The sequence below is a fragment of the Paraburkholderia sp. GAS38 genome (assembly GCF_050434965.1).
Lineage (GTDB): Bacteria > Pseudomonadota > Gammaproteobacteria > Burkholderiales > Burkholderiaceae > Paraburkholderia > Paraburkholderia phenazinium_A.
On the sequence record NZ_JBNDJO010000005.1, the window covers coordinates 423,923 to 437,820 of the forward strand.

The 13,898-nt window shown below is 62.8% G+C and carries 9 protein-coding genes; 1 reads left to right on the forward strand and 8 read right to left on the reverse strand.

The window, feature by feature from the left end:
- Nucleotides 1-62: 62 nt before the first annotated feature.
- Nucleotides 63-704, reverse strand: coding sequence for a bifunctional 4-hydroxy-2-oxoglutarate aldolase/2-dehydro-3-deoxy-phosphogluconate aldolase (gene eda, locus P3T42_RS15270; protein WP_429306503.1), 642 nt, complete (start codon nucleotides 702-704; stop codon nucleotides 63-65).
- 2 nt (nucleotides 705-706) lie between these two features.
- Entirely contained in the window at nucleotides 707-2,578 is a 1,872-nt protein-coding gene (gene edd / locus P3T42_RS15275; protein WP_429306504.1) for a phosphogluconate dehydratase, read from the reverse strand.
- A gap of 294 nt (nucleotides 2,579-2,872) precedes the next feature.
- On the opposite strand from edd, the gene P3T42_RS15280 reads away from it, so the two are divergent.
- The gene (locus P3T42_RS15280; protein ID WP_074302466.1) at nucleotides 2,873-3,718 is read left to right on the forward strand and encodes a MurR/RpiR family transcriptional regulator; all 846 of its coding nucleotides are present in this window, start codon (nucleotides 2,873-2,875) and stop codon (nucleotides 3,716-3,718) included.
- A 205-nt stretch (nucleotides 3,719-3,923) separates the two neighbouring features.
- On the opposite strand, the gene P3T42_RS15285 is transcribed toward P3T42_RS15280, so the two are convergent.
- The 6 genes from P3T42_RS15285 to leuS all read right to left on the reverse strand — a co-directional run bounded on the left by P3T42_RS15285 (nucleotide 3,924) and on the right by leuS (nucleotide 13,776).
- Nucleotides 3,924-6,860 carry a YadA-like family protein gene (locus tag P3T42_RS15285; RefSeq protein WP_429306505.1) on the reverse strand — a complete coding sequence of 979 codons (2,937 nt, stop codon included), beginning with the start codon at nucleotides 6,858-6,860 and terminating at the stop codon, nucleotides 3,924-3,926.
- A 553-nt stretch (nucleotides 6,861-7,413) separates the two neighbouring features.
- Entirely contained in the window at nucleotides 7,414-7,830 is a 417-nt protein-coding gene (locus tag P3T42_RS15290; protein WP_074302469.1) for a CopD family protein, read from the reverse strand.
- 59 nt (nucleotides 7,831-7,889) lie between these two features.
- Nucleotides 7,890-9,161: a glutamate-5-semialdehyde dehydrogenase gene (locus P3T42_RS15295; protein WP_429306506.1), complete on the reverse strand. Its 1,272-nt coding sequence runs from the start codon at nucleotides 9,159-9,161 to the stop codon at nucleotides 7,890-7,892.
- Nucleotides 9,162-9,377: 216 nt separating this feature from the next.
- On the reverse strand, nucleotides 9,378-10,496 hold the full coding sequence (holA, locus tag P3T42_RS15300) for a DNA polymerase III subunit delta (protein WP_074302473.1): 1,119 nt from the start codon (nucleotides 10,494-10,496) through the stop codon (nucleotides 9,378-9,380).
- A 48-nt stretch (nucleotides 10,497-10,544) separates the two neighbouring features.
- Nucleotides 10,545-11,096: an LPS assembly lipoprotein LptE gene (gene lptE / locus P3T42_RS15305; RefSeq protein ID WP_253190312.1), complete on the reverse strand. Its 552-nt coding sequence runs from the start codon at nucleotides 11,094-11,096 to the stop codon at nucleotides 10,545-10,547.
- Nucleotides 11,097-11,184: 88 nt separating this feature from the next.
- Complete coding sequence (gene leuS, locus P3T42_RS15310) at nucleotides 11,185-13,776, reverse strand: leucine--tRNA ligase (RefSeq protein WP_429306507.1); 2,592 nt, start codon at nucleotides 13,774-13,776, stop codon at nucleotides 11,185-11,187.
- Nucleotides 13,777-13,898: the final 122 nt, after the last annotated feature.

Consider the following 13,898-nt stretch of genomic DNA (forward strand, 5'->3'; position numbering starts at 1 on the left):
TGCACGGACGCCAGCCAAACTATCTGCCGGCGCCAGCATCGCGACTCAGATCGGTCTCGCCCTCAGTGGGCCGGTGCGGCGAGTTCAGTCGCCGCACGCGCGAGACGCGTAATCTCGTCCCAGTTCTGCGCCGCGACCGCGGACTTCGGCGTGAGCCACGAACCGCCCACGCAGACGACGTTCGGCAGCGCCAGGAAGTTAGGGGCCGTTTCCGCCGAGATGCCACCGGTCGGGCAGAACTTCAGCGTCGGGAACGGGCCGTAAAACGCCTGCAGCATCGGCACACCACCCGCCTGCTGCGCCGGGAAGAACTTGACGATCTCGTAGCCGAGTTCGAGCGCAACGATGATGTCGCTCGGGGTCATCACACCCGGCAGCAGCGGCAGACCGGCGTCCTGCGCGGCCTTGTGCATGTCCTTCGTCAGACCCGGCGAGACGCCGAACTTTGCGCCCGCTTTCTTGGCCTGCGCGCAGTGCTCCGGCTTCGTGATCGTGCCGACGCCCACCACGATGTCTTCGGCCAACTGGCTCGCGCGTTCGATAGCCTTCAGACCGGCTTCCGTACGCAACGTGATTTCCAACACCTTCACGCCGCCTGCATGCAGTGCACGCGATACGCTCTCACCCTGTTCCGCCGAGTCGAATGCGAGCACCGGAATCACCGGGCCGAGGCGCACGATATCGCTTACTTTCTTTGCCGTCATAGTCAGACTCCTTGTTTCTGCAGCGCGTGGCTTGCGTGAACTTCACCCACCATCGGGCCAAATACCGAGGCGCCCAGCTCCGCAGGCGCAGCGGCCGCACGGAACACACCAAACAGTTCGCGGCCGAAGCCGACTTCGTTTTCCGCCTGATGCTGCGGCACCGCTTCCGGCCGCGCCGCCCATTCGGCCGCATCGATTTCGATGTCGAGCACGCCGGCTTCAGCGTCGATCACCAGCATGTCGCCCGTGCGCACCTTGCCGATCGGCCCTTCCAGCAAGGCTTCCGGTGAGACGTGGATGACGGCCGGCACCTTGCCCGAGGCGCCCGACATACGCCCATCCGTGACGAGCGCGACATGGAAACCCTGATCCTGCAACACGCCGAGCAGCGGCGTCAAACGGTGCAGTTCGGGCATGCCGTTTGCGCGGGCGCCCTGGAAGCGCACCACCGCCACGAAATCGCGCTTCAGTTCGCCCTTATCGAAGGCTTCCTGCACCGCTTCCTGCGAATCGAACACAATGGCAGGCGCCTTCACCTTGCGATGCTGCGCCGCAACCGCCGAAATCTTGATGACGCCGCGCCCGAGCTTGCCCTGCATCAGACGCAGACCGCCGTCCGGCTGGAACGGCTCGCTGATGCCGCGCAACACCGCCGTTTCCTGGCTCTCCGTCACGCCCGGCACCCAGGTCAGCTTGCCGTCGAGCAGCTTCGGCTCTTCGGTGTAGTGATGCAGTCCCTTACCGGCCACCGTGTTGACGTCTTCGTGCAGCAAACCGCCTTCCAGCAGATTGCGGACCAGGAACGCCACGCCACCCGCGGCGTGGAAGTGGTTCACGTCGGCCTTGCCGTTCGGGTAGATCTTCGCGAGCAGCGGCACGTTTTGCGAGAGCTGGTCGAAATCGTCCCAGTCGATCACGATGCCCGCCGCGCGCGCAATCGCCACCAGGTGCAGCGTGTGATTGGTCGAACCGCCCGTCGCCAGCAGGGCGACGATGCCGTTGACGATGGCCTTCTCGTCGACCACGTGGCCGATCGGCGTGTAGTTGCCGCGCTCCACCGTCAGGTCGAGCACGCGACGCGCAGCTTGAGCAGTGAGCGCATCGCGCAGCGGCGTGTGCGGATGCACAAACGCCGAGCCGGGCAGATGCAGACCCATCACTTCCATCAGCATCTGGTTGCTGTTCGCGGTGCCGTAGAAGGTGCAGGTGCCGTGACCGTGATACGCAGCCGCCTCTGCTTCGAGCAGCGCGCCGCGGTCGCACTGGCCGGTGGCGAACTGCTGGCGGATCTTCGCCTTGTCGTCATTACCGAGACCGCTGGTCATCGGGCCGGCAGGGACAAAGATAGTCGGGATGTGGCCGAACTGCAGCGCGCCGATCAGGAGACCCGGCACGATCTTGTCGCAGATGCCGAGGCACAACGCCGCGTCGAACATGTTGTGCGTGAGTGCGACTGCCGTGCTCATCGCAATCACTTCACGCGAGAACAGCGACAGCTCCATGCCCGCATTGCCTTGCGTGACGCCGTCGCACATGGCCGGCACGCCGCCCGCGAACTGCGCGACGCCGCCGTTTTCACGGGCGGCCTGCTTGATGATGTCGGGATAATTCTTGAACGGCGCGTGCGCGGACAGCATCTCGTTGTACGACGACACGATGCCGATGTTCGGCTCGCGGATCTGTTTGATCACCAGCTTGTCGTTGCCTTCGAGGCCGGCAAAGCCGTGCGCGAGATTCGCGCACGACAGCGCGCCGCGCACCGGAAACTTGCCCTGGGCTTTGTCGATGCGCGCCAGATAGGCGGCGCGGGTGGGCTTGCTGCGTTCGATCACGCGTTGCGTGACCTTGAGCAATTGCGAATGCGGGGAAACCATCGAAGCTCCTTCGTCACTGGCTGAAGGCGAACACGCGCGCAGGGCCAGGTGGGGATCGCGGGGACGTCGAATCTAGTCGACCACGAGAGTTTAGTAGAAAAACTACACGATCGCAACGCGAATCCTCTTTGCAGCGCAGCAACTGGAAATATCGCCACGACCCTTTATGCAAGGCCATTGAGCCAAATCCAACAAGCAACTTAGGGAATACACCTACTCACAATATGTAGTTTTTGTACATCCCTAGCAATCAGCTATAGTCCACGCATTCTTCAGCATAGTGCGAGTTTTCCAATGATGCTGTCCCAGCTGGAAGAGATGCGTGAGCAGTTGCGCCCATCCGAGCGCAAGCTGGCCGACTACGTGATCGAAGCGCCGCGCGAGGTGCTCGACCTGTCGATGAACGAGGTGGCCGCGCGCGCCGGCGTGAGCCAGCCGACCATCGCGCGCTTTTGCCATGCGCTCGGCTTTTCGGGTTTCCGCGAGTTCAAGATCCGGCTCGCGCAGGGCATTGCGGCCGAAGTGCCGGCGGTGTATCGCGACGTACGTCCCGACGAACCGGCGCCGGGCGTCGCCGCCAAGGTGCTCGACCGGACCATCGGCGCGCTGATCCAGGTGCGCAACAATCTGTCGTCCGATAGCGTCGCGGCGGCGATTGCGCTGCTCGCCAAGGCGCGGCGGATCGAGTTTTACGGTGCTGGGGGTTCCGGCATCGCGGCGCTCGACGTGCAGCACAAGTTCTTTCGCCTCGGCATGCCGAGCGTCGCGTATTCGGACCCGCATACGTTTCTGATGTCGGCGCCGCTGCTCGGTGAAGGCGATGTGGTGGTGGCGATTTCGAACACCGGGCGCACGCGCGATATCGTCGATGCGGCAACGATGGCGCTCGCAACCGGCGCGAAGGTGATCGCGATCACGCACGGCAATTCGCCGCTGGCGCGGCTGGCGACCGTGGGTCTGTTTGCCAACGTGGATGAGGATACGGATATCTTTTCGCCGATGACCTCGCGCGTCTCGCATCTGGCGATTGGCGATATTCTGGCGGTGGGAGTGGCGCTGAGCCGCGGGCCGGAGCTGGTTGAGAAGATGGCTCAGGCGAAGGAAGTGATTAATCGCAGGCGGATTGATCCGCGGGGGTAAGAGGCGGCGGGCGACGCGGCCGGATGTTACTGCTTAAGCCCACGTACAGCGTCGAATCCACGTGTAGGGTCTGCACGACTCGGAGCGGTCAGCGAGTGCACAAAAAAGTCGGGCTCCCGTTTGGGAGCCCGACTTTTTGCTACCTGCCTATGCGCGGTTCGCCTAAAGCGGCCCGACTGCACCGCCTCTCGCAACCGTCATCCCGTTACCATTGATACGACGCACCCGCACCGACCGTCGTTTCATTGCCGCTCACGCCGGCGCCGATCTTGATCTTCAGATTCTGCGTGATTCGAGCAGACGCACCGACTGCCGCGGCTTGATAACCCTTGTAGGTTGCACCGGCCATACCGACCGCCACCGTCTTGCCCGGATCGACTTCCGGAATCATGGTCAGCGCTGTGGCCGCCGCGATGCCACCATAGGCCGCACGCGCGGTATCGCCGATAGCGGACTGCATCTGCCCAAGGTTCACCGCGTCGGTGGGCGCCTGACCCGGCGCTAGGTTGGTGATGCGGCGCTCGTTGCCTTGGGAGCCGACCGAAACCGTGTTCGCCTGATCGGCCACCGAACCTGCGCCGATCGCCACCGAGTTATCGCCGCTAGCCTGCGCGCCGCCGCCAATCGCGATCGCACCGCTGCCCGTGGCCGATGGCGCCGGGTCGCTGGTGTTATTCACCGACATGGAACTGTTGCCGGTCTGCTGCTGGTTCTGCATCGACTGCGTCAGATTCGACAACTGCTGGTTGGTATCCCACAACTGCGCGCCGTTCACCGCATCCGTGCTCGTCGCGGACAACTCACCGGCCTGCACGTTGGTCAGCTTGACGGCGGCCGCGCTGGTCGAACCACCCAAAGTCACCTGGTTGTGCGCCGACGAGTCGTATGACACCGCATTCGCCACCGAACCGCTCATCGTGCCGACCGTGTTTTGCAGGCTGGCGATGTCGGAGGTGTTCTGCGTAACACGACCGTCGATGTTCGTGATGGCTGCACCCACGTTGTACACCGTCGTCCCGCCGACGCTATAGCTCGGCGCTGAAACGGTGCCGTCCGCGTTGGCGCTCGAACCGCCGCCGAGCGCCGCAGCCGTGCTGGCTGCGTTCGCGTACAACTGCGAGCCGTTCACCGCATCGACGCTCTCTACGCCAACCGTGCCGGCTGCCACGCCCGTTACGACGCGGTTACCCTTCGCACCGGCCATGTTGACGCGCAGACCATCCATTGATGCGCCGACCAGCAGATCACGCGAGGTCGGATCCTGCGTGACGATACCGATGCTGCCGTTGCTGATCTGCGTCTGCAGCGACGACAGACCGCTGTCGAGCGTATCGAGCGCGCCGCCGACCGTGGTCTGCGTGCCGCCCTGCACGTGGTACGTCGGGCCGGTGATCGAACCGTCCGAGTTGACCTGCGCACCGCCACCGAGCGACGACACAACCGGGCTCAACTGGCCGAGATTGACCGCTGAGTTGTTCGTCGTACCGGCAGCGACGCCGAGCAGTTCACGCGCACCTTCGGTACCGGTGAAGTCGACGCTCGAGCCGCCCGTGCTGCTGGCAACCGTCAATGCACCCGAAGTCTGGTCCTGCTGCACGAGGCCCACGGCGCCCGAGTTGATCTGGTTAGTCAGGTTGCTCACCGAGCCTTCAACCGTCGTGACGCGCGTGTCGAGGTTCGAGACGTCGGTGGCGTTTTGAGCGATGTCGCTGCTGTTCTGCGCGATGGCAGCGGCGTTCTGTGCAACGCTCTGGTTGGTCGCATACAATTGCGAACCGCTCACCGCGTCCTTGCTCGAGGCCGACACCTCACCCGCTGCCAGGTTAGTCAGCGTCGTGCCCGACTCGCCGCCCAGCGTGACCTTGCCCATCGTCGTATCGTCGTACGCGACGAAGGAGTTCGTTGCGTTGCCGCTTGTGTCGACCTGCAGACCCGCCGCCTGCAACTGCGCGTAGTTGATCGCGTCGGTGGCTTGCGTACCGGCCGTCACGTTCACGATCTGGCGCGTCGCTCCGGATACACCGACCGAAACCGTGCGGGCACGGTCGGCCACCGAACTCTGGCCAAGCGCGACGCTGCCCGCAATGGCCGACGCCCCACCGCCCAACGCGATCGCGCCGAAACCGTTTGCAACTGCGCCGCGTCCCAAAGCGACCGCATAACCGGCTGTCGCACTCGACTGGTAACCGATTGCGATACCTGAATTTGCTGTAGCTCCTGCGCCGAGTGCCAAGCTCCCGAAATAACCGTTAAATGACGTCGATGCATTGGCACCGATGGCAATGGCACCGTCATAGTCCGAGGTAACCTTTGCGCCAGACCCAATCGCTATTGCGTGAGGAGTGGCGACTATAGACGCGTTGTCAGAACCATTGTTACTGCCCGCCACTTTAAAGTAGGCAGAATTGGCGACACCCATGCCATTGGTGATGTTGCTGACGGTGGTCTGCAAGCTGCTAATATCCGTCGCGCTCGTCGTCACCCGGCCGTCGAGATTGGTGATAGCCGCGCCGACATTGTGTACTGTCGTGCCGCCCACGAGGTACGACGGCGCCGAGATCGCACCGTTCGCCGTCACGCTCGACTCGCCACCGAGCGCCGCTGCAGCACTCGCAGCGAGCCCATACAGCTCGGAACCATTCACCGCGTCCGTGCTCGAGGCCGATACGTCGCCCGGTGCCAGGTTAGTGATTTTGAAGCCGCCCATATCGAGCCCGTTCAGCACGAACAAACCTTTATTCGTGATCCTCAACTGGTCGACGCCACCGGCACCAATATGGGCGGTATTGGGATCGGTCGCCGTGAAATACGCGCCTGCTGCACCACTGCCGTCGTAGGAAACAATCCCGGCCTGCTGTGACGCAGCGTTGCAGTCGCCATTCGTGGTCACCTGCGCGCCGTCCGCGGAAGAGATGCAGTCCGTGTCACCCGGATTCGTCCCCAGGATGCCAACGGCGAAAGAGTTGGGCGTCGCAGCCGCTTCAGACTTTACCGCCGTGCCGAATCCCACCCCGGCTGCCAGCAGCGCCGCAATCAGCGCCTTCTGGTTCCTGCTCGACTTGCCGCGGCCCTTCGCCGTTTCCGATGCGGCCACGTACGTTCCGGTAGTTTCGTTCCATACGCTCTTGTATGACTTGTTCATGATTTCATCCTTCGGGATATCAGGTAACGGGTTCTGCGCGGCGAGAAGTGTCTTAACGGAGACCTACGCGCGTCAGTCAGTGGCAGAAGGATTGAAATCAGGCCAGTCCAAGTCGATATTTTCGGACCATCCCATTAATCCTTCCGGGATGAAGCCACTATAAATTTAGGAATTTCGCCGATTAATAGGACGGTTCTTAAACCATAACCGTCGCTGATAAGATTTTTCCCACGAGAAGCGAGGATTTGTTGGACGTGCGACCGGCGTAAATCCCACACTGGCAAGGCTCACTGATGACAAGGCACGCGAGAAGCGCATGCAGCAGCCCGATCGAGTCGTGCTTCAGATTCGGAAAATTCCGAAGGCAACAATCAGCGGAATGGCAATTCGACGGAAGGAAAGACGGCGCAGAAATGGCCGAAATGAGATTGACGATTCTAGACGAATGTCAATTTACGAAGCGGTGCTTCCGGAGTGGAATTCCGCGCATCCAAACAACCGTGCGCGGATAATCGAATACGCAGAAAAACAGTAAATAGGATTACTCCTATTTTTAAAACGGCTTGATCACGACCAACGCCACCGCCGCCAACATCCCCAGCACCGGCAGCTCGTTAAACATGCGATACCACTTATGCGAACGACGATTCTCGCCACGTTCAAACGTCGCGAGCAACCGCCCGCAATAGACGTGATAAGCGATCAGCAACACGACCACGCCCAGCTTCGCATGCATCCAACCTTGCCCACGCCCAATGCCGATCACAAGCCACAGCCACAACCCGCACGCCAGCGCCGGAAACGCGATAAACGTCATGAAGCGGTAGAGCTTGCGAGCCATGACGAGCAGTCGCGCCGTCGCAGCGGGTTCCGTTTCCATCGCCAGATTGACGAAGATGCGCGGCAGATAGAACAGACCGGCAAACCAGGAAGCAATCAGAATGATGTGAAACGTTTTTACCCAAAGCATCGGCGGTCCTTGTGCGGCTTGTTAGCGTTTGTTTGCTGTCAATCGTGTGAAGCGGCGGGTCACTGACGGCCTTCGCCGTGCCCCAGCACCACATACTTCAGGGACGTCAGCCCTTCCAGCCCTACCGGCCCGCGCGCATGCAGCTTGTCGTTCGAAATGCCGATTTCCGCGCCAAGACCGAACTCAAAGCCATCCGCAAAACGCGTCGAGGCGTTGACCATCACACTTGCCGAATCCACTTCGCGCAGGAAGCGCATCGCGCGGTCGTGGTCTTCGGTGACGATCGCATCGGTGTGATGGGAGCTGTATTCGTTGATGTGCTCGATGGCCGCATCAAGGCCGTCGACTATCTTGATCGCCAGCACCGGCGCCAGGTATTCGGTGCGCCAGTCTTCCTCGGTTGCGTCGACGAGCGGGCCAACGCCGGCTTCCGCCAGCACGGCACGCGCCGCAGGATCCACCCGCAACTCGACTTCCTTGCCGCGATACAGTTTGCCCAACGGCGGCAATACTTCGTGCGCAATACCGCGCGCCACCAGCAGCGTTTCCATCGTGTTGCACGTGCCGTAGCGGTGAGTCTTGGCGTTGTCGCAGACCGTCAACGCCTTCGTCAGATCGGCACGGTCGTCGACATACACATGGCAGATACCGTCGAGGTGCTTGATCATCGGCACGCGCGCCTCTTCCATCAAGCGCGCAATCAGGCTCTTGCCACCCCGCGGTACGATCACATCAACGTAGTCCGTCATCGTGATCAGCTTGCCGACCGCCGCACGATCCGACGTGGCCACCACCTGCACCGCGTCCTGCGGCAAACCGGCGGCTTCCAACCCCTCGCCGATCAGCTTCGCCAGCGCGGTATTGCATTCAAGCGCTTCCGACCCGCCACGCAAAATTGCCGCATTACCGGACTTCAGGCACAGCGCGGCAGCGTCGATGGTCACGTTCGGACGCGATTCATAGATGATCCCAATCACACCGAGCGGTACGCGCATCTGCCCAACCTGGATGCCACTGGGACGGTATTTCAGATTGCTGATCTCACCGATCGGATCGGCCAGCGCCGCGACCTGGCGCAAGCCTTCAACCATCGTTTTCAAAGCCTTGTCCGATAGCGTCAGACGGTCGATGAACGCCGCGTCATGCCCTTTATCGCGAGCCCGGGCCAGGTCGCGCGCGTTGGCGTCCTTCAACTGCGCAGCATCGCGCTCGATGGCGCGGGCTACCGCATCGAGCGCGGCATTCTTCGCCGCCGTCGACGCCCGCGCCATCGCACGCGAAGCGTGACGGGCGCGGCGGCCGAGGTCGGTCATGTACTGGTCGATATCCATGGTGATTCTCGTGGTGCCGCGCACGCTCACGTGCGGCGGACTGACAGAATTAGCGAAACATCAAACGATTGTAAGGCGAGTTACGGCGGCTTGCCTGGCGCGGGGTCAGCCACGAGGTGTAGTCACGCGGTTCGTGGACGCCGGCACGGATGCTGACACCGCGCAAAGTGAAGCACTCGCGTCCACCCGCCCTGCTGCCTAAACCGCTGCACTACCTCAGGCTGGCCTGCGCGCTGTAACGGCTGGCCCCGGCCTGCGTGGCGATGAGGCTGTCGCTGGCGTCACTGGCGAGGCCACTGTCATCGCCAGTTCGAAAAGCCCATCCCATGGATCAGGCGGCGGATCGTTACGGTGATTCCCGGGCGTGCCGCCGGAAAGTCCCTTGACCTGCCGGTCAAGCTTCGCAGCAAGTGCGAGCCCTTTCTCCAGCGCCGCTTCGGTCACACGCGAGAGCGCCGGTCCGATCAACCGCTCACGCGGCCCCCACACGCGGTTCTCGCGCGTGAGCATCGCAAGCGGCTTGCCCGCCGCAACCCCGCGCTTGATCCGCAACAAAGTGCGGACTTCTTCAACCACGGCCCACAGCACCAGCACCGCGGCCTCGCCCTCGCCGCGCAAGCCGTCGAGCATGCGCGAAAGCCGGCCCACATCCCCCGCCAGCATCGCCTCGTTCAACTTGAACACGTCGTAGCGGGCCACGTTGAGCACGGCGTCCTGAACCTGCTCGAAGCTCAACACCCCGGCCGGATACAACAACCCGAGCTTCTGGATCTCCTGATGCGCCGCCAGCAGGTTGCCTTCCACCCGCTCCGCGATGAACGCCAGCGCACGCCGCCCTTCCTCACCGGCGGCCACACGCTGCCCCTGTTGCGAGAGCCGTTGACCCACCCAGTTCGGCAATTGCGCGCGCTCGACCGGATCGATTTTCAGGGCAACGCCAGCCTCTGACAGCGCCGTGAACCACGCGGCCTTTTGCGTCGCCGAATCGAGACGCGGCAACGTGATCATCGTCAGAACGTCGGGGTTGACCGCGGCAGCGAGCGCTTTCAACGCATCGCCGCCATCCTTCCCGGGCTTGCCCGACGGGATCCGCAGTTCGACCAGTTGCTTGTCGCCGAACAGCGACATCGACTGGCTCGCGCCCAGCAGCGAGCTCCAGTCGAAGCCGCGCTCGACCGTGAACACCGAGCGATCGGTATAGCCGGCCGCACGCGCTGCCGCGCGGATGCGGTCGCCCGCTTCCTGCGCGAGCAGGTGCTCGTCGCCGTACACGACGTACAGGCCGGCGAGTCCCTTCGCGAGGTGCGCTTCGAGCGCGTCAAGTCGTAGTTGCATGGCTACGGATCAGCAAGATTGGCAAAACACGGCGATGCGCGGCACGGATCAAAGCGGCGGCGGCGGCAGCGGCGCGCGCGGCGAAATAGGTGGCACACCCTGGCCCGGCTCGGGGTGCAGCGAGTGCACCACGCCGAGGCGGCGTACCAACTGGTCGACTGCGTCGTTTTGCATATCCGTCATCAGAAGCACGGACTCCGAGGCCTTTGCCTGCGAGTACTCATCGCTATAGGTCATCGCCCGGTTCAGCGCAATGGTGCTCTGGGGAATCAGTTGCGTTCCGTCTGCGCCGACGAGCGAGTAGTAGAGCGTGTAGTTCAACTGATACTCCTCGACGACACCGAGCGAGTTCATCGTCAGCACGCTTGTACCGCTGCTTTCGGTTACCCGCAGAATGGCATCGGCATTGGCGGCCGAAGCGACCACCACCGTATCGCTGCCGCCCTGCACCATCCGGCTAAAGCGCCCGATAAAGGCAGGCGGCGCACCCGTCACAGCGAGGCGTTTGAACGGATAGTCCTGCTGACCGCGTAGCTGGAAACCACAGGCGGACAACACCATGACCCCGCACGCCAGCGTCAAAAACGTTCTGCGAGTCACATTGGCTCCTGGTTCGCAGTAAATCCCGTACCCCATTCGTGCGCCGCCGCAGCTCGCAGCGGCCCACTGCTCATTCCCGGCTGCACCGTCAAACGACGATGTTCACGAGCCGTCCCGGCACGACGATGATCTTCTTCGGCGCGTTGCCTTCAGCGAACCTGGCGAACATCTCATGCGCGAGCGCGGCCTGCTCGATCGCGTCACGCGGGGCGTCCTTGGCAACCTTCACCGCGCCGCGCACCTTGCCGTTCACCTGCAGCACCAGTTCGATCTCGGCCTGCTCCAGCGCCTTCTCGTCGACCTTCGGCCAGGCTGCGTCGAGCAGCGTGCCGAACTCATCGGCATAGCCGAGTTCTTGCCACAGTTGAAACGTCGCATGCGGCACCACCGGGTACAGCACGCGCAGCAGCACGCCGTAGCATTCCCGCAGCACCGCCGGCTGGGCGCTCTTGGCGCTGTCGAGCGCGTTGAGCATCTTCATTGCCGCCGACACCACCGTGTTGTACTGCAGACGCTGGTAGTCGAAATCGGCCTGCTTCAGCACGCTGTAGATCTCGCGGCGCAGCACCTTGTCCGTTTCGGCCAGTTGCGCGGCGTCGAACGAACCGCGTTCGCGCAATGCCGCTTCGTTCGCATGACCGAAGCCCCACACGCGACGCAGGAAGCGGCTCGCGCCTTCCACGCCGGCGCCCGACCATTCGAGCTGCTGCTCAGGCGGCGCGGCGAACATCACGAAGAGACGCGCGGTGTCGGCGCCGTACTGGTCGATCAGCACCTGCGGATCGACGCCGTTGTTCTTCGACTTCGACATCTTCTCGACGCCGCCCAGCACCACCGGCTGACCGTCGGCAATCGAGGTGGCGCCGATCGGGCGGCCCTTGTCGTCGTGCGTGACAGTGACGTCGAGCGGGTTGTACCAGGTCTTCTTGCCCGCTTCGTTTTCGCGGTAGTAGGTTTCGTTGAGCACCATGCCCTGCGTGAGCAGGTTCTTGGCCGGCTCGCCGAACTTGACGATGCCCAGATCGCGCGAGACCTTCGCCCAGAAGCGCGAATACAACAAGTGCAGGATGGCGTGTTCGATGCCGCCGATGTACTGGTCCATCGGCATCCAGTAGTCGGTGCGTGCGTCGACCATGGTCTTCGCATCCGGCGCGGCATAGCGGTAGAAGTACCACGACGAATCGACGAACGTGTCCATCGTGTCGGTTTCGCGCTTCGCAGGCGCGCCGCACTTCGGGCAGGTGCAGTTCACGAACGCTTCGGACTTCGCGAGCGGGTTGCCCGTACCGTCCGGTACGAGGTCTTCCGGCAGCACCACCGGCAGATCCTCTTCCGGCACCGGCACGTCGCCGCAGGTGTCGCAGTAGATGATCGGGATCGGCGTGCCCCAGTAACGCTGGCGCGAGACACCCCAGTCGCGCAGACGGTAGGTGACCTGCTTGTCGCCGAGGCCGAGTTCCTTGAGGTCGCTGGCGATCGCGTCGACGGCCTGCGTGTAGGCCATGCCGTCGTACTTGCCGCTGTTGACCAGCGTGCCGTTCTTGTCGCCGTACCATTCCTGCCAGGCGTCGGTCGAGTATTCCTTGCCTTCGAGCGCCACCACCTGCCTGATCGGCAGATCGTATTTCTTCGCAAACGCGAAATCGCGCTCGTCGTGCGAAGGCACGCCCATCACCGCGCCTTCCCCGTAGCTCATCAGCACGTAGTTGCCGATCCACACTTCGACCTGCTCCTGCGTCAACGGATGCGTGACGTAGAAACCCGTGCCCATGCCCTTCTTTTCCATCGTGGCGACATCAGCCTCGGCGACACCGCCGCGCTTGCATTCTTCGATGAAGGCCTGCAGTTCCGGCTTGTCCTCGGCGAGGCGCGTGGCGAGCGGATGCTCGGCGGCCACGGCGCAGAAGGTCACGCCCATGATCGTGTCGGCGCGCGTGGTGAACACGCGCAGCACCTTCTGCTCGCCGTCGATCTCGTATGGGAAGCCGAAGTTCACACCGAAGCTCTTGCCGATCCAGTTCTGCTGCATGACCTTGACGCGCTCGGGCCAGCCGAGGCCTTCGAGGTCGTTCAGCAGTTCGTCGGCGTACTGGGTGATGCGCATGTAGTACATCGGGATCTCGCGCTTTTCCACCAGCGCGCCCGAGCGCCAGCCGCGCCCGTCGATCACCTGCTCGTTGGCGAGCACGGTCTGGTCGACCGGGTCCCAGTTCACGGTGCCGGTCTTCTTGTACGCGATGCCCTTTTCCAGCATCTTCAGGAACAGCCACTGGTTCCACTTGTAGTAGTCCGGGCTGCAGGTGGCGACTTCGCGCGACCAGTCGATCGCGAGACCCATCGACTGCATCTGCTTCTTCATGTACGCGATGTTGTCGTACGTCCACTTGGCCGGCGGCACGTTGTTGGCCATCGCGGCGTTTTCCGCCGGCATGCCGAACGCGTCCCAACCCATCGGCATCAGCACGTTGTAGCCGTTCATCCGCAGATAGCGGTACATCACGTCGTTGATCGTGTAGTTGCGCACGTGGCCCATGTGCAGCTTGCCCGACGGATACGGCAGCATCGAGACGCAGTAGAACTTGGGCTTGTCGGTGGTTTCCGTTGTCTTATAGGCGTCGACGGCGCGCCATTGCCCTTGCGCGGCGGATTCGACGTCGGAGGGAACGTATTTTTCGTGCATGGTGTGATGGGATCGCTGGGTTCGGTGCTTTCGCACCGGGCCTGGTGCTCTGCTTGATGAAATGGCGTCGTTTCCCCTTTTACAGGGGAAAACGCTGATTATACCGTTCGACGAGGGGTCCG

What these genes read in the sequence shown, in the direction of transcription:
- edd (WP_429306504.1), bottom strand. Translation starts at nt 2,578, where the DNA reads ATGGTTTCCCCGCATTCGCAATTGCTCAAGGTCACGCAACGCGTGATC.
- P3T42_RS15295 (WP_429306506.1), bottom strand. Translation starts at nt 9,161, where the DNA reads ATGGATATCGACCAGTACATGACCGACCTCGGCCGCCGCGCCCGTCAC.
- P3T42_RS15285 (WP_429306505.1), bottom strand. Translation starts at nt 6,860, where the DNA reads ATGAACAAGTCATACAAGAGCGTATGGAACGAAACTACCGGAACGTAC.
- leuS (WP_429306507.1), bottom strand. Translation starts at nt 13,776, where the DNA reads ATGCACGAAAAATACGTTCCCTCCGACGTCGAATCCGCCGCGCAAGGG.
- holA (WP_074302473.1), bottom strand. Translation starts at nt 10,496, where the DNA reads ATGCAACTACGACTTGACGCGCTCGAAGCGCACCTCGCGAAGGGACTC.
- P3T42_RS15280 (WP_074302466.1), top strand. Translation starts at nt 2,873, where the DNA reads ATGATGCTGTCCCAGCTGGAAGAGATGCGTGAGCAGTTGCGCCCATCC.
- P3T42_RS15290 (WP_074302469.1), bottom strand. Translation starts at nt 7,830, where the DNA reads ATGCTTTGGGTAAAAACGTTTCACATCATTCTGATTGCTTCCTGGTTT.
- eda (WP_429306503.1), bottom strand. Translation starts at nt 704, where the DNA reads ATGACGGCAAAGAAAGTAAGCGATATCGTGCGCCTCGGCCCGGTGATT.